Annotated in this window: 21 protein-coding genes; 6 read left to right on the forward strand and 15 right to left on the reverse strand. The window is 62.3% G+C overall.

The genetic code is table 11. The features are described 5' to 3' along the window. Positions 1–147 precede the first annotated feature (147 nt). Both RBB29_RS05815 and RBB29_RS05820 read right to left on the reverse strand, forming a co-directional pair. Positions 148–3282, reverse strand: coding sequence for an efflux RND transporter permease subunit (locus tag RBB29_RS05815; RefSeq protein ID WP_306113615.1), 3135 nt, complete (start codon positions 3280–3282; stop codon positions 148–150). Position 3283: 1 nt separating this feature from the next. Then, positions 3284–4411 carry an efflux RND transporter periplasmic adaptor subunit gene (locus RBB29_RS05820; RefSeq protein ID WP_306113616.1) on the reverse strand — a complete coding sequence of 376 codons (1128 nt, stop codon included), beginning with the start codon at positions 4409–4411 and terminating at the stop codon, positions 3284–3286. Between the two features lie 335 nt (positions 4412–4746). On the opposite strand from RBB29_RS05820, the gene RBB29_RS05825 reads away from it, so the two are divergent. Genes RBB29_RS05825 through RBB29_RS05835 form a run of 3 tightly spaced genes read left to right on the forward strand, consistent with a single transcriptional unit; the run spans position 4747 to position 6607 of the window. Continuing rightward, positions 4747–5265, forward strand: coding sequence for a YHS domain-containing (seleno)protein (locus tag RBB29_RS05825; RefSeq protein WP_306113617.1), 519 nt, complete (start codon positions 4747–4749; stop codon positions 5263–5265). 3 nt (positions 5266–5268) lie between these two features. Further along, complete coding sequence (locus RBB29_RS05830; RefSeq protein WP_306113618.1) at positions 5269–5727, forward strand: rhodanese-like domain-containing protein; 459 nt, start codon at positions 5269–5271, stop codon at positions 5725–5727. Between the two features lie 31 nt (positions 5728–5758). Continuing rightward, positions 5759–6607: a PHB depolymerase family esterase gene (locus RBB29_RS05835; protein WP_306113619.1), complete on the forward strand. Its 849-nt coding sequence runs from the start codon at positions 5759–5761 to the stop codon at positions 6605–6607. Between the two features lie 49 nt (positions 6608–6656). On the opposite strand, the gene mdoH is transcribed toward RBB29_RS05835, so the two are convergent. From mdoH to RBB29_RS05865, 6 genes are all read right to left on the reverse strand, one after another. Continuing rightward, on the reverse strand, positions 6657–8543 hold the full coding sequence (gene mdoH, locus RBB29_RS05840; RefSeq protein WP_306113620.1) for a glucans biosynthesis glucosyltransferase MdoH: 1887 nt from the start codon (positions 8541–8543) through the stop codon (positions 6657–6659). Beyond that, a complete protein-coding gene (locus tag RBB29_RS05845) occupies positions 8540–10063 on the reverse strand; it encodes a glucan biosynthesis protein (RefSeq protein ID WP_306113621.1) in 1524 nt (507 codons plus the stop codon). The genes mdoH and RBB29_RS05845 overlap by 4 nt, the downstream gene beginning before the upstream one ends. Positions 10064–10067: 4 nt before the next feature. Further along, the gene (locus tag RBB29_RS05850) at positions 10068–11258 is read right to left on the reverse strand and encodes an OpgC family protein (RefSeq protein WP_306113622.1); all 1191 of its coding nucleotides are present in this window, start codon (positions 11256–11258) and stop codon (positions 10068–10070) included. Positions 11259–11290: 32 nt separating this feature from the next. Then, positions 11291–12652, reverse strand: a complete 1362-nt coding sequence (locus RBB29_RS05855) for a tetratricopeptide repeat protein (RefSeq protein ID WP_306113623.1) — start codon at positions 12650–12652, stop codon at positions 11291–11293. A gap of 125 nt (positions 12653–12777) precedes the next feature. Next, complete coding sequence (locus RBB29_RS05860; protein WP_306113624.1) at positions 12778–13995, reverse strand: CaiB/BaiF CoA-transferase family protein; 1218 nt, start codon at positions 13993–13995, stop codon at positions 12778–12780. Then, on the reverse strand, positions 13979–15580 hold the full coding sequence (locus RBB29_RS05865) for a thiamine pyrophosphate-binding protein (protein WP_306113840.1): 1602 nt from the start codon (positions 15578–15580) through the stop codon (positions 13979–13981). The genes RBB29_RS05860 and RBB29_RS05865 overlap by 17 nt, the downstream gene beginning before the upstream one ends. Positions 15581–15847: 267 nt before the next feature. Between RBB29_RS05865 and RBB29_RS05870 the strand changes: the two genes are divergently transcribed. Beyond that, on the forward strand, positions 15848–16693 hold the full coding sequence (locus tag RBB29_RS05870) for a hypothetical protein (protein WP_306113625.1): 846 nt from the start codon (positions 15848–15850) through the stop codon (positions 16691–16693). Between the two features lie 6 nt (positions 16694–16699). Here RBB29_RS05870 and RBB29_RS05875 read toward each other — a convergent pair whose 3' ends face one another. After that, positions 16700–16957 carry a DUF2312 domain-containing protein gene (locus RBB29_RS05875; protein WP_306113626.1) on the reverse strand — a complete coding sequence of 86 codons (258 nt, stop codon included), beginning with the start codon at positions 16955–16957 and terminating at the stop codon, positions 16700–16702. A 153-nt stretch (positions 16958–17110) separates the two neighbouring features. Here RBB29_RS05875 and RBB29_RS05880 point away from each other — a divergent pair, with 153 nt between their 5' ends. Further along, positions 17111–17326, forward strand: coding sequence for a hypothetical protein (locus tag RBB29_RS05880; RefSeq protein WP_306113627.1), 216 nt, complete (start codon positions 17111–17113; stop codon positions 17324–17326). Between the two features lie 75 nt (positions 17327–17401). On the opposite strand, the gene RBB29_RS05885 is transcribed toward RBB29_RS05880, so the two are convergent. Together RBB29_RS05885 and RBB29_RS05890 are read right to left on the reverse strand one after the other, a co-directional pair. Then, positions 17402–19420, reverse strand: a complete 2019-nt coding sequence (locus RBB29_RS05885) for an enoyl-CoA hydratase-related protein (protein ID WP_306113841.1) — start codon at positions 19418–19420, stop codon at positions 17402–17404. 94 nt (positions 19421–19514) lie between these two features. Then, a complete protein-coding gene (locus RBB29_RS05890) occupies positions 19515–19724 on the reverse strand; it encodes a hypothetical protein (protein ID WP_306113628.1) in 210 nt (69 codons plus the stop codon). Positions 19725–20225: 501 nt separating this feature from the next. Here RBB29_RS05890 and RBB29_RS05895 point away from each other — a divergent pair. Next, entirely contained in the window at positions 20226–21089 is an 864-nt protein-coding gene (locus tag RBB29_RS05895) for an MBL fold metallo-hydrolase (RefSeq protein ID WP_306113629.1), read from the forward strand. Positions 21090–21096: 7 nt separating this feature from the next. Here RBB29_RS05895 and RBB29_RS05900 read toward each other — a convergent pair whose 3' ends face one another. From RBB29_RS05900 to RBB29_RS05915, 4 genes are all read right to left on the reverse strand, one after another. Further along, positions 21097–22272: a FliM/FliN family flagellar motor switch protein gene (locus tag RBB29_RS05900; protein WP_306113630.1), complete on the reverse strand. Its 1176-nt coding sequence runs from the start codon at positions 22270–22272 to the stop codon at positions 21097–21099. 81 nt (positions 22273–22353) lie between these two features. Beyond that, positions 22354–25038, reverse strand: a complete 2685-nt coding sequence (locus RBB29_RS05905) for a sensor histidine kinase (RefSeq protein ID WP_306113631.1) — start codon at positions 25036–25038, stop codon at positions 22354–22356. Next, the gene (locus tag RBB29_RS05910; protein WP_306113632.1) at positions 25039–25335 is read right to left on the reverse strand and encodes a hypothetical protein; all 297 of its coding nucleotides are present in this window, start codon (positions 25333–25335) and stop codon (positions 25039–25041) included. Continuing rightward, positions 25332–25700, reverse strand: coding sequence for a response regulator transcription factor (locus RBB29_RS05915; RefSeq protein WP_306113633.1), 369 nt, complete (start codon positions 25698–25700; stop codon positions 25332–25334). Before RBB29_RS05915 ends, RBB29_RS05910 begins: the two co-directional genes overlap by 4 nt. Positions 25701–25770 lie beyond the last annotated feature (70 nt).

A 25770-nucleotide genomic window follows, 5' to 3' on the forward strand; every position in this document is an offset into this window, starting at 1 on the left:
TCACCAAATAAACCGACAATTGAGTCGATTCGAAAGCGCCAATTTCATTTGCGCGGCCTCAAGGGGCGTGAACCGACCCGGAAACCGCGCGGATTGGGCGGCCCGGATCGTCAGCGCCGGCCATGATGGGCCTGCCTGCAAAGGCTCTCACTCCTTCTTGCGCGAAAAGATCCGCATGATGGTGACGTAAAACACCGGCGTCAGAAAAAGGCCCATGATGGTCACGCCCAGCATACCGAAAAAGACCGCGGTCCCAAGCGCCTGACGCATCTCCGCGCCCGGCCCGGTGGCGATCATCAGTGGCACGACCCCCAGGATGAAGGCAAAAGCCGTCATCAGGATCGGGCGCAGGCGCAGGCGGCTGGCCTCAACCGCGGCCTCGACGATGCCCATCCCGCCTTCGCGCGCCTGTTTGGCGAATTCCACGATCAGGATCGCGTTCTTGGCCGCAAGCCCCACCAGAACGATCAGGCCAACCTGCGTGAGGATGTTGTTGTCCATCCCGCGGAAGGAAACGCCCAGCAGGGCGGCGAGGATCGACAGCGGCACGATCAGGATGATCGCGAAGGGCAAGGTCAGGCTTTCGTAGAGAGCGGCAAGGAAGAGGAAGGCCAAGAGCACCGACAACGCAAAGATATAGGCCGCGGTGTTGCCTTGTGAGCGTTCCTGCAAGGCAAGCTCGGTCCACTCATAGTCGATGCCCGGCGGCAGGACCGCATCGGCCAGCTTCTCCATCTCGATCAGCGCCTCACCCGTCGAGATGCCGGGCGCGGCGGAGCCCTGCACCGGGACCGAAACAAGCTGATTATACCGCTGCACCAGCACAGGGCCCGCCGTGTCGCGGATTTCGACCAATGTCCCGAGCGGGATAAGCGCGCCCGTGGCCGAGCGGACCTTGAGATTGGCGATATCGGCGTTCTCCAGACGGAAATCTTCGTCCGCCTGCGCGCGCACCTGGAACAACCGTCCGTAGGCGTTGAAATCGTTGACATAGGCCGAGCCGAGATTGATCGCGAGCGTCTCAAAGATCGCTCCAATGGGGACATTCAGGATCTGCGCGCGCACCCGGTCGATGTCCAAGAACACCTGCGGGCTGCTGGCCGAAAAAGTGGTGAAGACGCCGGTCACCTTGTCGGACTGCTGCGCGGCCCCCATGATCGCATAGGCCCCACCCAGAACGCGGCCCATATCGGCGCTTTCTTTTTCCTGCAATTGCAGTTTGAAGCCGCCGCCGGTACCGACGCCGCGCACCGAGGGGGGCGCGATGGCGATGATGAACGCCTCACGGATCACCTGCATCCGCCCGAAGAGCGATCCGACAATGGCCCCCGCCGGCAGGCCCGCCTTGCCGCGGTCTTCGAAACTTTCGAAGGCGGTGAAGATCACACCCTGGTTCGAGGCATTGGTGAAGGTGGCACCCGAAAACCCGGCAAAAGCTACGGCATTCTTGACGCCCGGCGTCTCGAGCGCGATTTCCGTCGCCTGTTTGATGACTTCATCGGTCCGCTCCAGCGAGGCACCGTCCGGCAGTTGCACCACGACAATGGCATAGCCCTGATCGGTCTCGGGGATGAAACCAGTCGGGACCGATTGAATCGTCAACACGGTCGAGCCCAAGAGGGCGAAATAAACCAGTAGCGACAAGCACAAGGTCGCCCATGACCGCACGAGGAAGGCGATGATACGCGCGTAGATGGCAGTGATGGCGTCAAAAACCCGGTTGAAGCCACGCCCAAACGCATCGAAGAGCCGCGAGATCGGATTTTTCGAGCCATGAGCATCCGCCGGGCGCAGAAGGACCGCCGAAAGCGCGGGGGAAAGGCTCAGAGAAATGAGCGCAGACAGGATCGTGGCCACCGAAATCGTCACCGCGAACTGCATGTAGAACTGCCCCGTGATCCCAGGCACGAAGGCCGAGGGAATGAAGACCACGATCAGCACCAGCGTCATGCCGACAATGGCGCTCGACACCTCGTCCATCGTGACAAGCGATGCCTCGCGCGGGGATTGGCCGTCCTTGATATTCCTCTCGACATTTTCGACCACGACGATGGCGTCATCGACCACGATGCCGATGGCGAGGATCAAGCCGAAGAGCGTCAGCAGGTTGAGCGTAAAGCCAAGTGCCAGCATGATCGCGAACGTCCCAATCAGCGAAATCGGGATCGCAACCAGCGGGATGATCGCCATGCGCCAACTTTGCAGGAAGACCATGATAACGATCACCACAAGGATCACTGCTTCGGCAATCGTGGTGTAAACCGCGTTGATCGAGGCCGAGATAAAGGCCGTCGGGTTGTAGACCACCTGGTATTCAAGGCCGGGTGGGAAATCCTCACTCAACTCGTCCATGACGGCAATGATCTCATCCGCCGTGGCAAGCGCATTTGACCCGGGCCTCTGGAAAATCCCCATGGCGACGGCGGGCTTGTTGTTGAGATAGGAATTCGTACCGTAAGACCGCGCCCCGATCTCCACCCGCGCCACGTCACGCACCCGGACGATCCGGCCGTCTTCAGTGGAATTGACGATGACGCGGCCGAATTCTTCGGGGGTTTGCAGACGGCCGGCGGTCGTCACAGAAATCTGGAATGCGCTGCCCGTGCGGTTGGGGGGGGCGCCGAGCGAGCCGCCCGAGACCTGCACGTTCTGCTCCCGCAAGGCGTTCACCACATCGCCCGCCGTCAGGCTGAGCGAGGCCAACCGGTCCGGGTCGAGCCAGACGCGCGCGGAAAACTCACGTTCGCCGAAGAGCAGCAGGTTGCCCACCCCGTCGAGCCGGACCAGGCGATCCCGCACCCGCGCGCGGGCATAGTTCGACACGTAGAGCTGATCGAAGGTTTCATCCGGTGACAACATGTGCACGACCATCATAAGGTCGGGCGAGGATTTCGTCGTGGTTACACCGAGGTTGCGCACCTCCTGCGGCAAGCGCGGAAGGGCGGCAGAAACACGGTTTTGCACCAGCACCTGCGCCACATCGAGGTCCGTGCCGAGCTTGAAGGTGATCGTCAGGCTCATCGACCCGTCGGCGGTGGAATAGGACGACAGGTAAAGCATCCCCTCCACACCGTTGACCTCCTGCTCAAGCGGCGTGGCAACCGTGGCGGCAATGGTTTCGGCGTCAGCCCCGGGATAGGAGGCACTTACAACGATGGAGGGGGGTGCAATCTGCGGATATTGCTCGATCGGGAGTTGGAAATAGGCGACCAGCCCGATGATCGTCATCACAATGGAGACGATCGCCGCGAAAATCGGCCGGTTTACGAAAAAGCGCCCCATGTCAGTTCTCCGCGACCGGCGGGAGTTCCGACATTTCCGGCGTCACGGACCCGCCCGGGCGGGCGCGCACGATACCGTCGATGATGATGGTTTCCGACCCGTCCAGGCCGGACCGGATCACGCGGTAGCCATCGACCATCGGCCCCGGCGCAACGACAAGGGGCACCACCGTGCCTTCGCCATCAACGGTCATCACGAGGCGCCTGTTCTGATCGGCGACGATGGCCTCGTCGGGCACCAACACGCCTTCATAGGGCAAAGAGCCCGGCACCGCGATCCGGCCAAAAAGCCCCGGCGTCAGAAGGTCGTCGGGATTGTCGAGCACGGCGCGCACGCGCATGGTCCCGGTTTCACGGTCGATACGGTTTTCGGAGAAGTCTAGTACGCCAACCTGCGGCGGAATGGTCTCGTCGGAAAGCTGCACGCGCACCTCAAGGCCCCCGCCGCCCTCTTGCAGCGGCACGCCCCGCGCCCTTGCATCGCGGGCGTAGGAGAGGAAATACCGCTCGTCGATGTCGAAATAGAAATAGACCGGATCGCTGGAGACAATCGACGTCAGCACCGTTTCATTGGCCGTCACAAGGTTGCCGGGATTGACAAGCCGCCGGTCGATCCTGCCCGAAATAGGCGCTCGGATCTCGGTAAATTCCAGCTCGATCTCGGCCAGTTCCTCGGCCGCCAAGGCCTGCTCGAGCGCGCCGCGCGCCGACAGGAATGCCTCGCGCCGCTGATCCACCGCACTCTGCGAGATATTGCCGTTCGTTACCAATGCCTCGGCGCGCTGAAGCTGCTCCTGCGCGAAGTCGAAGGTCGATTGCGCCACGCTGATCTGGGTCCGCGCCTGGCGCAACGCAGTCTCGAAGGTGCGTTGCTCGATCGTGAACAGCAGATCGCCCTTTTTGACAACCCGGCCATCGGTGAAATGCACCCGGCTCAGGTACCCCGACACCCGCGCACGCAATTCGATCTCGGATTCGGCCTCGAACCGGCCGACGAACTCGTCGGTTTCGATGATTTCCTTCACCACCGGCTTGGCGACGGTAACGGGCGGTGGTCCATCCTGCGCAATCGCGCCGCGGAAACCTGCAGCCAAGAGCAGAACGAAAACTGTAAGCAAGCGTATTTTCATGGATCATACCGGGTTGTTGGCCAGCCGGCCGGCAGCATCAAACAAACGGAACCAAACACCGAACCAGAGGAGACTAGCCAAACTTTTTCGTATTGCACACACCCCCCGGTCACAATCGGCGATAAATTTTTGACCGCCTCAAGCTCTCCTGTAATATTATGTCAGCAGCGCACGCCGCGTGCCTAATTGTTGCGCAAAGGGGACGGGAGCAGGCAAGAGATGGCATCAGGTAACGCCAATTGTCAGACCATCACAACCCTGCGAGGGCAGGCTGTAAATGGTCCCTGCCCCGTTATGTTGGCCTCGACTCAACCGACCAACAGGAGGTCTCGCAAATGAGACGTATTCTACTTGCTTCCACCTTTGTCGCGGCGTCTGGCATGGCCGCCTGGGCCGGACCGCAATTTATCGACGAAACGGGTTTCGCTGTCTCGGGCTATGACGTCGTGGCCTATCACAGCCTGCCGCAGTCCGAGGTCGGACAGCCGCAGCCCGAAGCTGTCCCCGGACGCAAGGACATCACCGCCGAACACAACGGCAGCACATTTGCCTTCGCCACCGAAGAAAACCGTGATGCCTTCCTCGCCAACCCCGAGAAATACACGCCCGAATTCGACGGCCACTGCGCCTATGGCGTGTCGGTGGGCGGCAAGGTGCCGGGCAACCCTCACCTGTGGCGGATCGTCGATGACAGACTGTACCTGAACATCACCGAAGATGTGGTGGGCTTTTGGGAAGAGGACATCCCCGGCCGGATCGAAACCGCCGATGGCAACTGGACCAAGATCGAGCCTGACCCGGCCTCGACCATCACGATCCCGTTCTTCACCTCTCCTGCTCCGGTCGCCAACTGACCCGTGGCGGGCGGGGTCATCAATCGTCGCGTCCTGCTCGGGGCCCTGGTAATCGGGGCCTCCGGCGGGGCGTATTTTCTGACCCGGCCCGACAGCGCCCGCGCGACCGATGTCACGCTGAGCGCCCCTGAAGCACGGCAGCTTGTGGACGAAGGGAAGCTCATCCTCGTGGACATTCGCAGACCTGATGAATGGGCGCGAACCGGCATAGCACCGGGCGCGCACGCCATCGACATGCGCCGCGCGGATTTCGTGCAGGCGGTCAAACAGGCCGCCAGTGATACCCCCGATCTGCCAATCGCCTTCATCTGCGCCGCAGGTGTGCGGTCACGACGGGTGACCCATGCCCTGGCCGATGCGGGCCTGACCAATATCGTGGATATCCCCGAAGGAATGCTCGGCTCCTCTGCCGGACCCGGATGGGTGGCGCGCGGTCTTCCGGTCGTCGCCGTTACACAGTAGACCGGGACAACCCCGTCAAAAGGTTTGTTGAATGACTGGTTTTTCGCGCATCTGCGCCCTTGCGGCCCTCCTGTCGACCGCAGCAATCTCATCGCCCGCGCAAGCCTGCAGCGAGACCACCGCCTGCGAAATCGAGGGCGGCGCCTATTTCATCGCCCTGCCCGATGCGACCGAAACGCCGCCACCGGCGGTGATGTTCCTGCATGGCTATGGCGGGTCGGGCCAAGGGGTGTTCCGCAACCGCGCATTGGTCGACCGGCTGCTGGATCGCGGTTATGCGGTGATCTCTCCCGCCGGATCCGAACGCCCGGGCCGCGGCATTCTGAGCTGGGCCTTTCATCCCTTTTTCCCCAGCACCCGCGATGAGGGAGCATTTATCGCCGCGGTTCGCGATACCGCCGTGGCGCGCCATGGCATCGACCCGGACAGGATCCTGCTGACCGGGTTTTCGGTCGGCGGCTCGATGGTGAGCTATCTCGCCTGCGCCAGCCCCGATGCCTTTGCGGCCTACGCGCCCGTGGGCGGCAATTTCTGGCGCCCACACCCGACGAAATGCGCCGGGCCGGTCAGGATGCTGCACACCCATGGCTGGACCGACGGAACGGTCCCGCTTGAAGGGCGCGTATTGCGTGGGGCCGATAGCCGCGACCCGGACGCCTTGATCCAGGGCGATATCTTTCACGCGCTGAATATCTGGCGGCAGACCAATGCCTGCCACTTCCTCAAGGCCGACAGTTTCGAAACCTCCGGTCCGTTCTGGCACCGAACCTGGGAACGCTGCGCGCCGGGGTCTGCGCTTGAACTGGCGCTGTTTCCCGGTGGGCACAGGATACCTGATGGCTGGGCCGATATGGCACTGGATTGGTTTGAAGCCTTGTGACGCAATGCGCGGCTGGTCCGCGAAAACCCCCGGTGACACAGGAAACCGGCTATTCCGCCGCCATCGCCTCGGGCTGCTGCTCCAGCAGGTCGCGCATCCTGGCACGTTCGCTCAGAGCCGATTTGAAGATCCGGGGTTCGCGCAAGCTGTTGGGCGCATCCAGCCGGAAAACCGACGGCACCCGCCGATCCACGCGCAATGCGCTCAACCGCGACAGGGGCGCGGCAAGGACCAGACTGAGAGCGATGAGCGTCAGCCAGCCCGACGCATAGCCCGCCCAGATCGCCACCATCAGGGCCGCGCCCAAGACAAGCTCGACCTTGTGGAACCAGAGAGTAAAGCCCCAGCCATATCCCGCGCTGCTGCGGGTTTGCGGTACCCAGGTCCAGGTCTGGCCGGTCAAGGCGCGGAAGACCGCGATGCTCTGCTGCACCATCATGATCGGCGCAAAAATGACCGAGCAGATGATTTCAAAAACCGCGGTGGCGATGAATCGGCCCACATGGCCATAGCTACGCCGCGTCCTGGGCCGCAGGCTGAGCATCGCGATGCCTGCCAGTTTGGGCAGCAGCAGCATGCCGTATATCACCGCCAGATAGACCCAACCGCTCACTTCGCTCGCCTGTGGCCAGACCGGCGTCAGCGGGTTGGCGGCGGTGAAATAGACCGTGCTTTCAGGCTTCATGATGCCCAGCATCGACCAGATCAGGATCAGCGCCAGCCAGGCGGGCGACAAAAGGAACGCCATCGCGCCTTGCAGCAAGTGAAACCGTGTCAGCGGGTGAAATCCCCGCGCCGTCAGTAGCCGCAGATGTTGCAGATTGCCACGGCACCAGCGCCGGTCGCGCAACGCATAGTCGATCAGCGTTTGCGGCGTCTCTTCGTAGCTGCCGCCGCCCTGAGGCAGGAACCGCACGGCCCATCCGGCACGGCGCAAGAGGCCCGCCTCGACGAAATCATGGCTGAAGATCAGGTCCTCGCGCCCGCCCCTTCCGCGCAAGTAAGGCAGTTGCGCGCTTTCGGCGAAAGCGCGGGTGCGGATGATCGCATTATGGCCCCAGTAATTGCCCTCGTTGAGCGACCAGATTGCGACGCCCTCGGCCAGAAGCCAGCCATAGACCGTGCTCGAAAACTGCTGCATTCGGCCAAAAAGCGTTTCGGCCCCGATCAGGACCGGATAGCTCTGCAAAAGCCCGGCATCGGGATCATTGGCAAGCTCCTGTGCGAGGTTCCCAATCGCCGCACCGCTCATCAGACTGTCGGCATCAAGCACCAGCATGGCGTCATAGGCCGCGCCCCAATTGCCGATCCAGTCGCTCAGGTTGCCGACCTTCTTGTCGGTGTTTTCCGCCCGGCGCCGGTAATGCACCCTCACACCCTCGGGGCACGACGCGCGCAGGGCGAAATAGGCGCGCTCTTCCTGTTCGCCGATGGCCGGATCGTTGGTGTCGCTCAGGATAAAGAGGCTATAGCGCGGGCCATCCGGCCGCTTGGCGAGATCTTTGAGCATCGCATGGGCGTTGCCAAAAACCTCCGCCGGGGTTTCGTTATAGATCGGGATCAGAAGGGCCACGGACATGTTCGCATCCACAACCCGCAGACCACCGGTCCGGCGCGGGGTCGCGCCCGATGCGCGCCGGATCAGGCTGAGCGTCACGGTGCTGACCGACAGCGAGACCCAGATGAAGGTGAGGCCCACCAGCACGATCACCGCCGTTTCCATCAGTGTGACACCGCCCGAGGCGAACCAGTCGGTCAATCCGACGATCAGCGACAGGGTCAGAAGACAGGCCGGGGCAAAGGCACCAAACCGCCAAAGCCAATCCCGCAGCGACGCGCGGTAGCTGGCACGCGGCTCGGGCCGGACACCAAAATCCTGCGTTTGCAACGCCAACGGCGCGCGCGGCGGCATATGGGAGGAGGCATAGCGCGTCATGCGGTCCACCGGTAAAGCCAGGTTTCCGACAAAGGCGCACCGTCACGGCGTAGCTGCGCGCGGAATTCGACGAGCGGCGCATCGCCGGGGTGGAACTTGAACGCAAGGCGCGGGCCACCGGTTTCGGGATTGCGTTGCAGAACGCCGGTCGTCACCTCCCCGGCACTGGCATTGATGAGCTTGTCCACCTGGTCCAGATCGTCGGGAATATCCGCACCGTCTTCGAAATCAATCGCGACGATGATGCCGTCCTCGAACGCCGCCCCGATCCGGGTGTTAAGAACCCGCACGCCATTGCCGTAATCGTTCTGATCGCCCCAGGTCAGGCGATAGCTCAGCTTGCGTTCGTCACCCGGCTGCCAATCCTCGCGCGGGCGCCAGTAGACGGCGATATTGTCGTAAATCTCGCTATCGGTCGGGATTTCGACCAGCGTGACCGATCCCCTGCCCCAATCTTCGAGCGGCTCCACCCACAGCGACGGCCTGCGATGATAAAGCGCCTCAAGGTCCGCGAAATCGCTGAACTTCCGCGCCCGCTGCATCAGGCCAAACCCCTGCGGGCCGTTATCGACAAACGCGCTGATCTGCAGGTCGCGGGGGTTGGCGAGCGGTCGCCAGAGCGTTTCGCCCGCGCCATTGCGGATCAAAAGCCCGTCGGAATCGTGCACCGCCGGGCGGAAATCCGAGAAACGGTCGCGGTTGGTCTCGTCGAACTGGAACATCGAGGTGAGCGGCGCGATGCCCACATGTTTCATCTCGGCGCGGGGGAAAAGCGTCGCCTCGACCTCCATCACCAAGGGCTGTCCCGGTGTGACCGTAAAGCGGTAGGCCCCGGCGACACTGGGGCTGTCGAGAAGCGCATGGATCACGTAATCGGACGTCCCCGGCGCGGGCTTCTCAAGCCAGAAGGCTTCGAAATCCGGAAACTCCTCGCCCTTGGGACCGGCGGTGTCGATGGCAAGGCCGCGCGCAGAGAGGCCATAGATGTCGCCCGTGCCGATTGCCCGGAAATAACTCGCCCCCTGGAAGGTCAAGAACTCGGTAAAGATGCCGGGTGTCTCCAACTCCGCCCTGAGGCGCAGACCGGAATAATCCAGCGTCTCGTCAATCGGCAGGTCGGGGAATTTGTCGGTCTTGTCGAAAACGCCGAGGTCGAACTCAACGGGCCGGGATTTGCCGCCCTCCACGATCTCAATATGGATGGGGCGCGGGAAATAGAGGCCGGGCGCGAAGACATCGAGCCGCAGGGGCGTTTCCGGCTCGTCCTCCCAGAGCGCGTTGCGGGTATCGAACCAGATGCTGCGATAGTCTTCGTAGGAGATGCTGGTCCAGGCCTCGGGGATGCGCGGCCGGGGCGTGTAGGCCCGCGCGGCACGGGCGCGCGCAAGTTCGATAACCTCCGACGGGTCGAAGTCCACCGGCGCGCCGGTTTGCAGGCCGGGTTCGGCCGCCTCGGTCCCGCCGATGGCGGGGGTGGCGGCAAGGGCCAAAAGGCCGGTCAGGACATCACGTCTCAGCATCGCGTTACGCCTTCTGCACGCGCCAGGGCTGCGACTTGAACCAGCCCGCGCCATAGGCGACCGCGATGATGAGTGCAAAGCCCACGCCGTTGATCAGGAGCATGGTCAGATGGCTCTTGCCCAGAAGGTCAAATCCGACACCAAGAAGCCGCGCCAGGAACATCGATGCCACGAAAACAGCCAGGGATTGCTGCCCCACCTTCATGATGATCGCAAGCGTCCGCCGCCAGACCCGGGCCATCACGCCATCGCCCGCGGGCGGCAGGATATTGACGCCTTTCGGCCCCACGAGCACCCAGGCAACATAGGCGGTCGCGAGGAAATGCACGTAGCGCAGGATGCCGAAGTCCGTCTTGTTGATTAGGAACGCCCATTCCTTGCGCCACTCCTTGAAGAAGGCGAATTCGTTGTAGAGGCGGAAATAGGCGAAGGGCAGCGTGATGACGATGATCGCCACCGCCGTCCAGAACAGGCGCTTGTCCACGGGCGGGGCCGGTATCCAGCCCGACATCAGTGAAAAACCGGTGAAGAAGACAAGCTGCCAGCCGAAGGGATTGAAGAACCAGCCACGCTCGGACCATGGCTCTGCGGGCAGGTTGAAGTGCCAGATCTGCGCGCTGAGCCAGATCGCCACAGAGACCGCCGCCATCAGACCGATATGCACCCGCTGCAACGCCACCATCAGGGGCATCATCGCCAGGATGACCAGGTACATAGGCAGGATATCAAAGTAGTTCGGCACATAGGTTAACGTCAAAAGGCCCAAAAGGTTCTCTGTCGGGTTCTTGAAAAACGGAAAAAGATTGAGCTGCCCGATATAATTCCGCCCGTCGGGCAGTGCCGCGTTGAGCGCCACCATGGTGGCCGCGATGGCGAAGAAGAGGCAGATATGTGCCCAGTAAACCTGCCAGCAGCGGAAAGCCACGCGCGCCGTCCCAAGCGCCATGCCGCGATCACGGAAAGCCTTGCCGAAGGCGATGGCCGAAGCCATGCCCGAGCAGAAAACGAAGGTTTCCGTGGCATCGGAAAAACCGAACCGCGCGGGGATCCAGAGCGTCAGCCAATTGCCCGGAGTGTGCGCAATCAGGATGATGAACATCGCAATCCCGCGAAAGAAATCGAGACGGGGATCGCGCACACCGGTCAGGGGCGCGGCCTTGGCCGTCAGGATATCTTGCTTAGCCGATCGGGGCATATGTCGGGGCGTCTCTGCGAGGCTCATCAAAATTACTGCGCTGCTACAGCGGGATCTGCCATACGGGCGGCTTCAATCAAAGCCAAGCGTTTATCAGCAAAGGCATCCGCTGTCCCGTCACGTAGGCGGGTCCGTGCCGAAATCAGTTTCTCGGCCTCGGCTAGGCGACCAGCACGCAGGGCGGATTCGATGGTCAGGCGTTCGAACACGTCGCGCTGCGCGTGGCTGCCGCCCATGTTCTGGAACCGGGGCTGTACCGCGGCCAGATGGGCAAAGGCACGATCGTATTGCGCATCGCCAAAGGCGGCCAGACCTTCGGCGGCCGCATGGCCGGGGTCTTTCATGATGCGCGCAACCTCGGTTCCCGTCTGAGCATCCTCAGCCACCCGCGCAGTCAGGCGCGCCACCGCATCGGGGCGGTTGTCGCCCACGAGTGCCAGCATGTAATGCAGATCGGCAAAAACCAGGCACCCATCGTCACTGCGGCTTTCGGCCAGCTCGGCCAGCTCACCCCAGCGGTCGCCGACATTCACGCCCTCGAGCTCAAGCCGCATCAAAAGCGAACTGGCATTCGAGAAATCGCGGTAATCGTCTGTCTTTTCGTTGCGGATCTGCTGGTCATAGAGGTCAAGCGTGTGGGCATATTCCCCTTTGTCGAGGTGCAACAGCGCCTTGTGCCACCAGACATGGAAGCGGAAATTGTTGCAATGGTTCCAGGCGTCGGTGTTGCCTTCGATCAGGGAGATGCCGCAATCGGGCCGGTGGGTCATGTCATAGACATGCGCCACCGCGTGCAGGCCCCAGGCATCGTCACTGGCGTAGTGCAGGGCCTCGATCCCGGTGCGCTCGGCCTCGGCATAGCTCCCGGTTTCCTCTTGAGCGAAGGACAGGCACCCCAACGCATAGCCGCGCAGGGCATGATCCGGCCCATGGGCACCGATCACGGCCTCAAGCGAGCGGCGCATGCCGTGATTGTCGCCCAGGATAAAGCGGATCGCGTGGCTTACCTTCATCGACAGAGTGTCAGCCGGGTTGAGGCGCATCGCCTCTTCCATATGTCCAATGGCCCGACTGGGGCTGCCGTGCATCCAAGCATCGGACGCCTGGCACCACAGGCGTTCGCGTGGCGTCGCCCCACCCGCCGACAAGGCCTTCTGCGCGTGGGCATTGGCCGCGCGGGCCGCATCGACCAACTCGCGCCGGCCCATCATCATCGAAAACAGGCTCTTGGCGGCATGGGCCATGGCAAAGCCCGGCTCGGCCTCAAGAACACGGCCGAGGTAGACAGGCGTATCAGCGCCATGGGCAAGGAAAGCCCGTGTCATCGCATCCCAATCGTCCAGGGTTTCGCGCCGGGACAGACTTACGGGACAAGTGCAGATATCATGAAGCATGGGTCGCCTTTTGGTTATTGCCTGGTTACAGTCACCTAACCGGTGGACGGCTCTCTCGCACCTCACATGCCTGCTAGCGCGCGGGAAAGTGATGCGGTTTCACGAATTAGTGATCCTCAAAGGCGCTACTTGCCTTCTTTTTCATCACCCTCGAACCGGCTCAAAAGGCCCGCCAAGCGATCGGTATCCTGCCCGAACCGTGGCGGCGGCCGCCGGTAAGTCACTGGTGTCTTTGAGAATTTCAGCGGATTGCCTAGAACCGAGACGGCACCGTCCCGCACCCCGTCATGCGGTATCTGCGCCACTGTTTGACGTGCGATGGCCTGATCCGATGTCAGCGCCTGCCCCACATCATGGATCGGACCGCAGGGAACCTGCACCGATTGTAACTTTTCCAAAATCTCGCCCACGCTCAGTTTGCCAAGTGTTTCAACAATCTGCGGTGTGAGGCGATCGCGATGCCGGATCCGGTCGGAGTTTGTGCGGTATTCGGGCGCTGTGGCCAGGTCATTGCGACCCAGCACCTCGCAAAACCGTCGAAACTGCGCGTCATTGCCAACGGCGACGATCACATGACCATCGGATCCGGCGAACACGTCGTAGGGAACGATGTTGGGATGGGCATTGCCGCGCCGTTCGGGCAATTGGCCCGAGGTCAGGTAGTTCGTCCCCTCATTCACAAGCCACGCCATCTGCGCATCGACCAGTGCCAGATCAATATGCTGCCCTTCGCCGGTGGCGTCGCGATGGCGCAGCGCGGCCAGCACGCCAATCGCCGCATACATCCCGCACATCACGTCGGCGATCCCCACGCCCACCTTCATTGGCGGCCCGTCCGGCGCACCGGTCAACGACATGATCCCGCCATAGCCCTGCGCCATCAGGTCATATCCGGGGCGGTCCCGGTTGGGGCCAGTTTGCCCGAAGCCAGAGATCGAACAATAGACGAGGCCGGGGTTGTCAGCGCAGACCGTCTCGTGGTCCAGCCCGTATTTGCGCAAGCCGCCGGGCTTGTAATTCTCGATCAGGACATCCGCGCGCCGGGCAAGGGAGGCCACGAGGCGCTGGCCCTCTTCGGTCGAAAGGTCTGCCGCGATCGAATATTTGTTGCGGTTCGACGACATGAAATAGGCGCTCAGGTCGCTTTGCCCGTCGTTGACCTCGGCATAGGGCGGCCCCCAACCGCGCGTATCGTCGCCGCCGGTCTTGGGGTTTTCGATCTTGAGCACCGTCGCCCCCAGATCACCCAACATCTGCGTGGCCGTCGGCCCCGCGAGAATGCGCGACAGATCCAGCACCAGTAGCCCATCGAGCGGACCCTTGGGATCAGAACATGCCGTCATAGGATTTCTTTTCGATCTCTGCGGCAATCACCGTAAAGCGATCCGCGTTCATGGCGGCCTCAAGCGCCGAGCGCAATTCGTCCCGGGACCGTACATGCTGCCCGTTGCCGCCCAGGCCGCGCGCCACGGCGGCGAAATCAAACTGGCCGAATTCCACGCCGTTGTTTTTCAACTGGCGCTGCCGCTGCTTCAATTCGATCAACGCAAGGCTCGCATCAACGAACACCACGAAGATCGTCCGCAGGCCCAGTTCCGCCGCGGTCGAAATCTCTCCCGCGACCATCAGGAAGCCCGCATCGCCGGAAAATGAAACGACCGTGCGGTTTGGCTCGGCCACCTGCGCGCCGATGGCCAGCGGCACCGCGCAGCCCATGGTGCAAAGCCCGCTGGATTGGGTCAATGCGCGGGGAAAACCGCACTCCCACATCTGCGACAGCAAAATCCGGTGCGCGCCGCTATCGGCGGTGGCCAGCGTGTCGGGCGGCAAAACCTCCTGACAGGTGGCGATGACCGCATCCGGGCCCCAATCGTTGCGCACCGCAAAGGCCTCGCGCAGTTCCGCACGCACGCGGGCCGGTGCATCATCGGACCATGTTTCTGCGACCGCGTCCGGCGTCAGGGCGCGCAGGGTCTCGGTGACGCTGCCGATCATGTTGTGGGTGGCCTGGTGCATGTAGTGGTGGTTGGGCTCGGCAGTGATGTCGATCACCACCTGCCGCGCGGGGTCAAAGGCGTTTTGCCAGCCCGTGCGCATCTCGATCGGATCATATCCGGCCGCCAACACCACATCGGCCCCGGCCACCAGCGGCAGCAGGATCTTGTCCGCCTTGGGTGACAACCCCGCCCCCCCGAGCGCCAGCGGATGATCCTCGGGGATCAGGCCCTTGGCCTTGTAGGTGGTGATGACTGGCGCACCAAGAGCCTCCGCCGCGGCCAGAAGCGCGTCACCGGCACGATCCTCGACCGCATCGACACCGGCGACAATGACAGGGCGCTGCGCCCGGGCAAGCGCCGCTCGGGCCGCGTCGAAAGCCGGTCCCACCGCGGGCGTCATCGCCACCGCATCGGGGCGCAACACCCCGTCGCCCGTGGCGGGTGCATCAGCTACGGAAATCGGCACGTCGATATGAACCGGCCCCGGCCTGCCCTCGGTGGCGATGCCCACGGCCTTGTCGGCAATTACATGTGCCGCGCCAGCCGAAAGGGTGAAACTCTCCTTGGTCACCGCGCGGAAAACCTGCTGCTGATCGAGCACTTGATGGGTGTAGACCTGCGCCTCATCGGCATCCACGGCCCCCGACATCACGATCATTGGCACGCGATCCTGCCGGGCATTCTCGACCACGTTGACCGCGTTCAGGATCCCTGGCCCCACGGTCGCCACCAAAAGCCCCGGCGCACCCGTGCGATGATAGGTCCCTTCGGCCATGAACCCGGCGGCGTTTTCGTGTTTGGCCAGAACGAAGCGAATCCCGGCAGCCTCCAGCGCATCAACCAGCGTCAGAACCTCGCCCCCCGGCATGCCAAACGCCCACCGGCATCCGGCCGCATAAAGGCGGCGCGCCAGCACATCCGCGGCTCTCATCTGTCCTTTGGCCACCTGCCCACCTCTTCGATACCTGCCGCGTACATGCCGCCATTGACACCAAGTATCAAAACACTTCCTCGTGTAACAAGACCGTCTTTTTGTAACGATCACGCCCCAGGGGCGCCAAACCCCGCAGGCCACGCCGAATTGACGACGGTGCTGGGTATCTTCCCCGTTTAACTACCGCAAAAACCTCGTATATTGTTTTCAAAGCAGAACCAAACCGAGGCCCGGATGCAGGTCGTCCTCCACGCAGGCGCACATATGACCGACGAAGACAGGCTGAGCGCATGCCTGATCAAGAACCGCGACCTTCTCTCGGGGTACGGGACCGAGATTCCCAACCCCGGCACCTATCGCAAATCGGTGCGTATCCTGCTGCGAACGGCCGCAAGGGAGGGGATTACCGAAGGCGCCCGGGACGTGGTCATGCAGAATGCAAATCTGTCGTTCGAACCGGAGCGGTTGATCCTTTCAGGGCCGAGTTTCTTTGGGACCCCCAAGATGGCGGCAAGCGGCGCTGAACTCTACAGCTCGGCCGAGGCCCGCATCGGGTTTTTTCTGCAGATGTTCCCGAACGACCGGCTCGAGCTTTTCATCGCGATCCGCAATCCGGCAACCTTCCTGCCCGCAGTCCTCGGGGCGACCGGCCTGACCTCAATGACCGAATACCTGCGCGGCGGCGATCCGACATCCATCCGCTGGTCGCACCTGATCGAACGGCTGAACGCCGCGTTTCCCGATATCCCCCTCACGGTCTGGTGCAACGAGGATACCCCCCTGATCTGGGCGCAGATCATGCGTGAAATGGCGGGGCTTGATCCCACTGTCGCGCTTGAAGGTGAATTTGCCCTGCTCGAAGAGATTATGACCGAACCGGGCCTGCAGCGGTTCAATTCCTATGTCGGTTCCCACCCCGGCATGACCGAAATCCAGAAACGCCGCGTCATTGCTGCCTTTCTCGACAAGTTCGCGGATGAGGAAGCCATCGAGGAAGAACTTGACGTGCCCGGCTGGACCGAAGAGATGATCGACCACATGACCGAGCTCTACGACGAAGATGTTTACGCGATCGAGCGCATGTCCGGGGTCAACCTCATCACACCGTGACGAGGGCTACATGCCAAGGGCTTCCTTGTACATCTCAAGCACGGCCTCTTCCTCGGCGATATCGTCCTTGTCGCGCTTGCGCAGCGCCACGACCTTGCGCATGACCTTGGTGTCGTAGCCACGCGCCTTGGCCTCGGCCATCACTTCCTTTTGCTGCTCGGCAATGTCTTTCTTCTCGGCTTCAAGCCGTTCGAACCGCTCAATGAACTGGCGCAGCTCGTCCGCTGTCACCCGGTATGTCGTATCAGTTGTCATCTCGTCCATTGCCCTGCCTCCACTTGGTTCGAAGCCACTGACTACCCTCCCCGCCCGGCCCCTGCAAGGCGCAACTTCATGCCGCCGCAGCTTGCAGTTTTGGCGGCGTTCAGGTAGGCGCGCGGAGTGTGCGTCTTGCGCAAAAGCCAAAGGATCGAACCCATGGAAGCTCTTGTCTGGTTAGGTGCCGTCGTGTCGCTGCTTGGTCTTGCGGGATTGGTCTGGTGCATCGTCACCGTTTGGAAGGCGCGCAAGGCCGGCCTCGATGACGACGCCCTGCGCGCCAAGCTGCAGCAGGTCGTGCCGATGAATACCGGTGCGCTTTTTCTTTCGATGACGGGGCTGATGCTGGTGGTGGTCGGCATTCTGCTGACCTGAGGGCTTGTCGAGGCGGTTGGGAGCCAGAAGTCCGTATCCTACCGCCCGGGCTTGTTCGACCCACCTAGGTGCGGCTCAGCTCTTCCGGCCAAAGAAACCGGTGCCATTCTTGACCATGGTTTCGATCATCTCGTGCGGTTGCCACAGGGATGCCGACACCGAAGCCAAGCGCTTCAGATCGTTGAGGATGCTCAAGAGACCCGTGACATCCGCCTGAAACAGCGGCCCGCCCCGGCGCGCATCAAACCCGAAACCACGAACCATGATCACGTCGATATCCGACGCGCGCTGCACCACCTGCGCCCCAAGCAACCGGGCCGCCTCGTTTACCAACGCGGCCTCCAAAGCCGCGCGGGGATTGGCCACGGCAGCCTCAACCGGCGCCGCGCCCACGCCATCCTTCAACTCCGGGTCAGGATGCGCACCGCCGTCATCATAGATGTAAAAGCCACGCCCCGCGCCACGGCCAGTCGCCCCCGCGGCGATCCGCGGCGTCAGGAGATCGCTGTCGCCTTCGCCGCCAGCCTCGACCCGGCGCTGCAGACGGGCGGCCACTTTCGGGAGCCCCTCTTCGTCCATGAGCAGGAACGGTCCATGGGCAAAACCCAACCCACGCGCAGCCGCATCAATGCGGTACGGTCCGACACCCGCCTTGGCCAGGGCCAGTGCGGCAGCAAAAAACGCCGCCGACATGTTGCCCCCAACCAGGCCTTCGACACATTCCGAGCGCACGACCGTCCGACCCATACGGTTGAAGAGATGCGCCACCGTCACCACCGTGTCCGAGGTGGCCCCCGGCGGCACGCAGAGTTCGACCATCTTGGTATTGATCACTGGCCTATACACCCGAACCTCGAGATGGCGCGCGGCAATATCGCGCGGCGCGGTGGTGGGCATGCCTTGGCCGGAGGCGACCGACACCCAGATCGCTTCCGGATTGAGCGCATGATGATGCACCTGCAGGTCAACCAGCCCGGCATCGAGGACAAGATCGGCCTGCGGCAAAGCCTCCGCGGGCCAGGCCGGGGTCAGACGCGCCATCAGGGCGTCACGGGCCTCCGCGTTCAGGACATGGTGATCGACCGCGCCGTTGTAGATCTCTTCGATACGCGCCCGTACGGATTCGGTCCGCGCGACATCTTCGGCCATCAGGCTGACATTCAGACCGGCATCGAGGCACATGATCGCCAGTTCCGCGACAAGCGCACCGCTTCCGGGGATCACCACCTGCTGGACGTCCGCCGGACGTCCCCGCGCCCGTTCCGGCATGATCGCCGTGCGCCGCTCCGATGTGTGGAAATGACGCCGCGCGCGGGAATCCGGCGTCCGGCGCCGATCCTCGAAGCGGACCTGTTCAAGCTCCAACCCGCGCATGTAGGGCAGCAGTTGGGCCGCCTCGACACAAGTGACGATATCGGCCTCAGCAGATCGCGAACTCCGCAATTTCGACCGCACCTCGCGAATGGCATTCTGATACGCCACAGGATCGGAAAAGCCGGCAATACGGTCGCGGGTGCGGGTCCACTTTCCGGCCCGCGCCAGTTCCAGAGCCGTCTCGACCGCTGCCTCGATGACCCCCTCCGGGACAACGGCGTCGACCAGGTTTTTCAGCCGCGGGTCCTCAACACCAAACTCCCGTCCCGACAGCATCAGCTCCAGCGCCCGCTGCGCGCCCACCATCCGCGGCAGCCGCTGCGTGGCGCCGCCATTGGGGATCAATCCCAGCAGAACTTCGGGCAGGCCGAACCGGGTCCCTGTCGCTGCCACCCGTTTGTGGGCCGCCAGGGCCAATTCGGCACCGCCGCCCAGAACTGCGCCATGCAACGCGGCGACAACCGGTTTCGGGCAGGCCTCGATCTGAAGGCATAGGTCGTTGGTCCAGGGCGATTTCGGCGGACCGTCATAGTCGGTGATATCGACCCCGGACGAGAAATCCGCCCCCGACGCGGCTAGGACAATCGCGGAAACCTCCGCATCTGAAACCGCGCTATTCAGGGCATTCTGCAAATCCGTCCGCAGCGAATGCGCAAGGACATTGGCCATGGGTCGGTTCAGCGTCAGGATCGCGACGCCAGACCGCCGTTGGTGGTTCACTTCGGCCAACGTCCCCTCCCAGCTGCTCTTTGCTACCCAATGGGGACAATTACTACGAAGATTTCAGCGCCGTGCAAGCGCAGGTCAAAGGTGCTCAGACGGGCATGTTGTCAAATTGCGCTTCGATGGCCTCGTTAAGCAACTCTTCGTTCAGCAGCTTGGTGCGCCGCTGCACTTTCGATCCCTGCGCCTCCATCTCGACAATGAGGCGGCCCAATTGGGGTTGCAGCCGAAATCGGGCGCTCGGACTTTCCTGCTTGATCTTGTGGATCAGAAGATCAAGCCGCGTATCAAAATTGCTCACAGTGACTTCTCCCAGGCGTTATTTTACAACCATAGAGGTATTATTATTCATTTTCCAGTCGGGCAACTCAACGAGTGAAGCACCGACGAGTTAACAGAACGTAAATCCTTCATCGCACCGAATTTGCACAGAAATATGTCAGTTGCGTAAATTTTAATCTCGGCAAAAATCGGCTGATCTCTCTAAAATTTGCGCTTTCGCGAGTTTCTCGGCCGCCCATGGCCCCCTTGGCCGGTGCATATCCGCCCTGATTCTGGGCCGTGTGACAGGTATTCTCACTCAAACACAACCTAAGGTAATCTCGACCTCGACTCTCCCAAGGGCCGCCCAATCTTCAGGGTGGTGGCCGATGGAAGGACGGCGTGCCGTGCCATCTGCCCGCTCACCGACCGTTGCCCAACTTTGCCATGTCGAGAAGCCGCCTGCCTTGACACAGATCAACGCGATTGCTTGTCTGTCGGCAGTACTTGGCAAACCACCACACCGTAACGGGAGGCCAGAATGAAGCCCGACGTCAAAGCGTTCTTCGACGACGCCACCAATACGATTTCCTATGTCGTGCGTGATCCGGAGGGCAGCGCCTGCGCGATCATCGATTCGGTCCTGGATTTCGACTATGCGGCGGGTCGCACCGACACCCGGTCGGCGGACCAGATCATCGAATATGTCAGGGAAAAGGGCTATGACGTGCAATGGCTTCTGGAAAGTCACGTCCACGCCGATCACCTCTCTGCCGCGCCCTATATCCAGGAACGGCTCGGCGGCAAGATCGGCATCGGGGACCGGATCCGCGTGGTGCAGGATACCTTTGGCAAGGTGTTCAACGAGGGTACCGAATTTCAACGCGACGGCTCGCAATTCGATCAGCTTTTTGTCGAAGGGGACAGCTTTCACATCGGGCAGTTGCGCGGTGACGTGCTGCACACCCCCGGTCACACGCCCGCGTGCCTGACCTACGTGATCGGCGATGCGGCCTTTGTGGGCGACACGCTTTTCATGCCCGATTTCGGCACCGCCCGATGCGATTTCCCCGGCGGGTCGTCTGAAACGCTCTACAACTCGATCCAGAAAATCCTGGCACTTCCGGACGAAACCAGGATTTTTGTCGGCCACGACTACAAGGCACCGGGACGTGACGAGTTTGCATGGGAGACAACCGTTGCCGAGCAGAAAACGCGCAATGTGCATGTGGGAGGCGGTACGTCCTGTGACGATTTCGTCGCGATGCGTGACACGCGCGATGCCACCCTGCCGATGCCGAGACTCATCATCCCATCGCTTCAGGTGAATATGCGCGCCGGACGGATGCCACCCGAGGACGAACAGGGTGATGTGTTTTTCAAGGTGCCCGTCAACAAGCTTTAGGACAACCTCAGGCCTCTTCGCGGACCGAAGCCTGCAGCGATTGCGCGGCGCGCATCAGATCCGATTGGCTTAGTTCATCGGCATCTTCCTCATCACCGCCTGCCCCTTGATCTGGCTGCTGTCCGAACTCGGGCAACTCGGCGGCGTTTTGCGGCGTGTCCTTGGAACCGGGTTGAGGTTGCTCTGGCACCGGGTGCGCCTGTCCTTCCACCACATCATGAGCTCCCCCTTGCCTGGGCGCCGGTCTTTTCGCAATCAGACCGGGTTTTGATCCCGCCTCCTCCGGCTCAACCGCGCTCTCTGCGTCAGCACTGAGCGGCGCCACGCACATCACCGCGCGCATGCCGTTCATCTGCCCCAGGCGAACCCGGGCGACGATCTGCCCATCGCCCGCCACCAACTGCGCATCCTTCAGGCACATGGCTTTCAAGGGCAAAACCATACCGGGCGCCAGATCGCAGATCTCCTTGAGCGGCATCTTGATGCGAGCCAGAACCGTCTCGATCGCGACCTGCGCTTCCAGCGCGTTCTTGGCAAGGCTGGCCGAACTTTCCTGCCGCACCTTGCCAGGCTTTTCCGTCTCGGGCGCAATTTCACGATGGGGCAGCAGCAGGGTCAAGACCCCGGTCTTGGCCCCGTCATCCACATCCAGTGTCAGGCGATAGAGGTCAAAATCCGGCGCCTCCAGCGCCAGGGCCAGCGTGCGGGCATCCTCCATCATGTCGCCGAAACGGAAGTTTTCCTTCAGGAATCCTAGCATGGCATCGGCAAGCTGACTGTCATACCGGGCGAGAACCGCATCCAGAAGCGGCGCCACGATGGCCGCGTCAGTCCGCGTAAAAGGGCGGTCCTGCGCCTCGCCCTGGCGGACCTTGCCGGTTGTCTGCACCTCGATCAAAGCGGTCAGGAACTGACAATCGACCTTGGCCGCCCCCCGCGCGCCCGCCTCCCCATCCAGAAGCAGAAGGAGGCCGTCATCGCCGGTCTCGGCCTGGATATCCTTGTTGGGCAACTTCACCTGCTGCACCGTCGTGACGGTCACGGCCAGCCCGAACAAATCTGCCGACACCTTCGCAAGCGCCAGGCGCAGGGCCTTGGACGGTGACATCACCCGGGCGTCGAATTCATCGCGCCCGCCCATCGCCTTGCGATGAATGACTGATTTTTGTTCTTCTGTCGCCATCTGATCCAAAGCTGCCTGTTCCGGCTGCGTTCGGCCTGACCCTACAGGCGATATGGTTACGAATACCTTTAGAGGCGCAGATTATTGTGCCGCCAGACGCTCTTGCAGCGGCAGGATGACCCGAAAGGCGGCCCCGCCCTGCCCCGGCAGATAGGTCACCTGACCGCCCAGTCGCGCCATGATCTCGCGGCAGATCGCAAGGCCCAGCCCCGCGCCACCGGCCTTGGTGTCGCCGATCCGCGAGAACTTCTCAAAGATGACGCCCTGCTTGTCCGTCGGGATACCGGTCCCGTTGTCGATAAAATCGACAAGCAGCGTATCACCGGCAACCCGTGTGGAAATCGTCAGGCTGGGCTTGTTGGCATCGCAATATTTGCGGGCATTGGCGATGAGGTTGATGAAGACCTGCGCTAGCCGGTCGAGATCGGTAGAGAGCACGATATCCTCGTCCCCGCGCTTGCGCCGGATCTCGAGATCGCCTGATCCGCCCGCCGCCGAGGCCGCCGCCCGGTCAAGAAGATCGCCAAGGGTACCGGTTTGCACATTGAGGCTGACCTGCCCGCTTTCGAGAACGCTGAGGTCCAGAAGGTCGTCGAGCAACCGCGTGAGCCGGATCGCCTCATCATGGATCACCGAGGCATATTTGCTCGACTCCGCGGGTTTGAGCGCATCGCTGTCGCGCAGGATCTCGGAGAAGGCGCGGATCGAGGTCATCGGTGTGCGCAACTCGTGACTGACCTGGCTGAGGAACGCATCTTTCTGCCGCGACAATTGGGTGAGCTTCTCATTCGCCTCGCGCAATTGCCGGGCCGTGCGGGTAAGCTCGGTCGATTTCGCCTCGAGCCTGTTGGAATACTCCATGATCTGCGCCGTCTCATCAGCAACCGCCATCAGGTCCTCGACCGAAACGGACGCACCGCCAACGATCTGCCCGACCATCGCATGGGCCGCCGCGCCGCCGACCGATCCCGACAACTCCCGCTCAAGCGCCTGCAGAAAATCCGGGGATGGTTCGGGCAGGTACCCGCCGATCCCCTGACGTTCCGCCGCGCGGGCAAAGAAGGACTGCGCCTGCGATCCGCCCATGATCCGCTGCGCCATGATCAACAGATCCTCTGTCTGGGCTAATCCGCCGGTCCAGCCGCCGGTGGTCGGCGAATGGTCATAGACGTTGACAAACTGCGCGCCCTGCAACCTTTCGATCGGTTTGGGGAAGCTCAGGAGCGAGAACAGGATGAAACCGCTCGTATTCAAGAGCATCGACCACATCACCGCATGCACCAGGGGGTCCATCCCTTCGGCGCCGAAAAGCGCCTGCGGCCGCAGCCAGCTCAACCCGAGAAGGCCGTTTTGCATGATGTCTTCGGAGAGCACCATCGACGCGCCGAAACTGGGCAGAAACAGGCTGTAGAGCCAGACGACCGAGCCGATCAACAGGCCCGCCAGAGCGCCCGTGCGCGTGGCGCCGCGCCAGAAGAGCCCCCCGATCATCGCCGGAAGGAACTGCGCCACGCCGGCAAAGGACACAAGGCCGATCTTGGCAAGCGCCGTGCCGCCGCCGGAGATCTGGAAATAGAGATAGCCCAGGAAGACGATGCCCGCGATGGAAAGCCGCCGCGCCAGGAGCGCAACCTGCCGCACATCACCGGAGATCACCGCATTGCCGCCGGTCATGTTGAGCCAGATGGGCATGACGATATGATTTGAGACCATCGTACTGAGCGCAATGGCCGCGACGATCACCATCGACGTGGCCGAAGAAAAACCGCCAAGGAAAGACAAGATCGCCAACCCCTCGCGCCCCTCGGCCAGCGGCAGGCTCAACACGAAAAGATCCGGATTGGTCGATTTCGGCAATAGGTCGAGCCCCACGGCGGCAATCGGCACCACGAAGAGGCTCATCAGCATCAGATAGGCCGGAAAGGCCCAGGCGGCCGTGCGCAGGTGATCTTCGTTTTCGTTCTCGACGACCATGACCTGAAACATGCGCGGCAGGCAGAGGAACGCCGCGGCCGACAACGCTGTGAGCCCGATCCAGCGGCTGCCCGAGACGTTCCACTCCGCAATCTCCGAGGCATCGATCCGCGCCAGTGTTTCGCTGACCCCACCGGCCAACCCCCAGACGACGAACACCCCCACCGCCAGCAGCGCAAAGAGCTTGACCACGGCCTCGAGTGCGATGGCCATGACAACGCCATGATGGCGTTCGTTGGCATCAAGGTTTCGGGTGCCGAAGAGGATGGTAAAAAGCGCCAGACCCAGCGCCAGCCAAAAGGCCGTGGCCTGACGGCTCATCGCTTGGGCGGTGTCCGGGCCGGTTTCAGCAAAGGCGGCAAAGGAGAGCGTAACCGATTGCAATTGCAGCGCGATATAAGGCGTCGTGCCGACCACCGCCAGCAAGGTGACAAAAACCGCAAGGGTGTTCGACTTGCCATACCGCGAACTGATGAGATCCGCGATGGAGGTGATCCTTTGTGCCTGACCCACCCGCACCATCTTGCGCAAAACCCACCACCAGCCGATCATCACCAGCGTGGGGCCAAGATAGATCGTGACGAATTCCAGACCCGACCGCGCCGCAAATCCAACTGCGCCATAAAAGGTCCAGGCGGTGCAATAAATCGACAGCGAGAGCGTGTAGACGATGGGCGAACGCAACCACTTGCCCCGCCCGCGAAGTGCCGCGCGGTCGGCCGCGAAAGCCACCAAAAACAGCAGCACCACGTAGAGCAGGCAGACCAGGACAAGCATGTTGAGCGTTGGCATCTATGCCTCCCCTGGGGGTCCGCTGCTGCTGCCGTTGTCGTCCTCTGCCCGCAGATCGGTGCCTTCCTTGAGGTACTTCGCCAAAAGCCCCGTCACTACGACCAACGCCACCCATAGCCCGAAGAAATAGATCATCGCATAGGTGGTCGATGTCGTCGTCCCGGTGTCACTGATCCAAAGAAGCGGCAGACAGATGAGCGCCACGCCCAGGACCGGCAACAGCCGCGCCGCATCGACCAGCCGACGGCGGCGATAGGTGCGCCGCTCGACGAAGACGGGGCCCGGCTCGGTGCTCATGTCACGACCAGTTGCCGTACGGTTTCGAGAATCTCGGCGTTGGAAAACGGTTTGGTCATGTAATGGCTCGCCCCCGCCCGCTCGGCCATCTCGCGATCCTTGGTCTGCCCCCGCGCCGTCAGCATCAGCACGGGCATCTGCGCCAGGGCGGCATCACCGCGAATTTCCGTCAGGATGTCGAAACCGCTTTTGCCCGGCAGCATCACGTCCAGGATAATGACGTCCGGCATACGCGCGCGTACGGCATCGACCGCATCCACCCCGTTTGAATGGGTTTTCACGTCCCACCCATCGCGCGACAGGATGAACCGGATCGCCTCGATAATGTTCGGCTCGTCTTCAATCAGCAATACTTGTCTGCCCACTCAACCGGCCTCCCATTCCGATCAAACAGCGTTTCCCCGCCCACGCACTATTATCGTTGTCTGCGCCTCT

The sequence above is a fragment of the Roseovarius sp. MMSF_3359 genome, assembly GCF_030733385.1.
Taxonomy (GTDB): Bacteria; Pseudomonadota; Alphaproteobacteria; order Rhodobacterales; family Rhodobacteraceae; genus Roseovarius.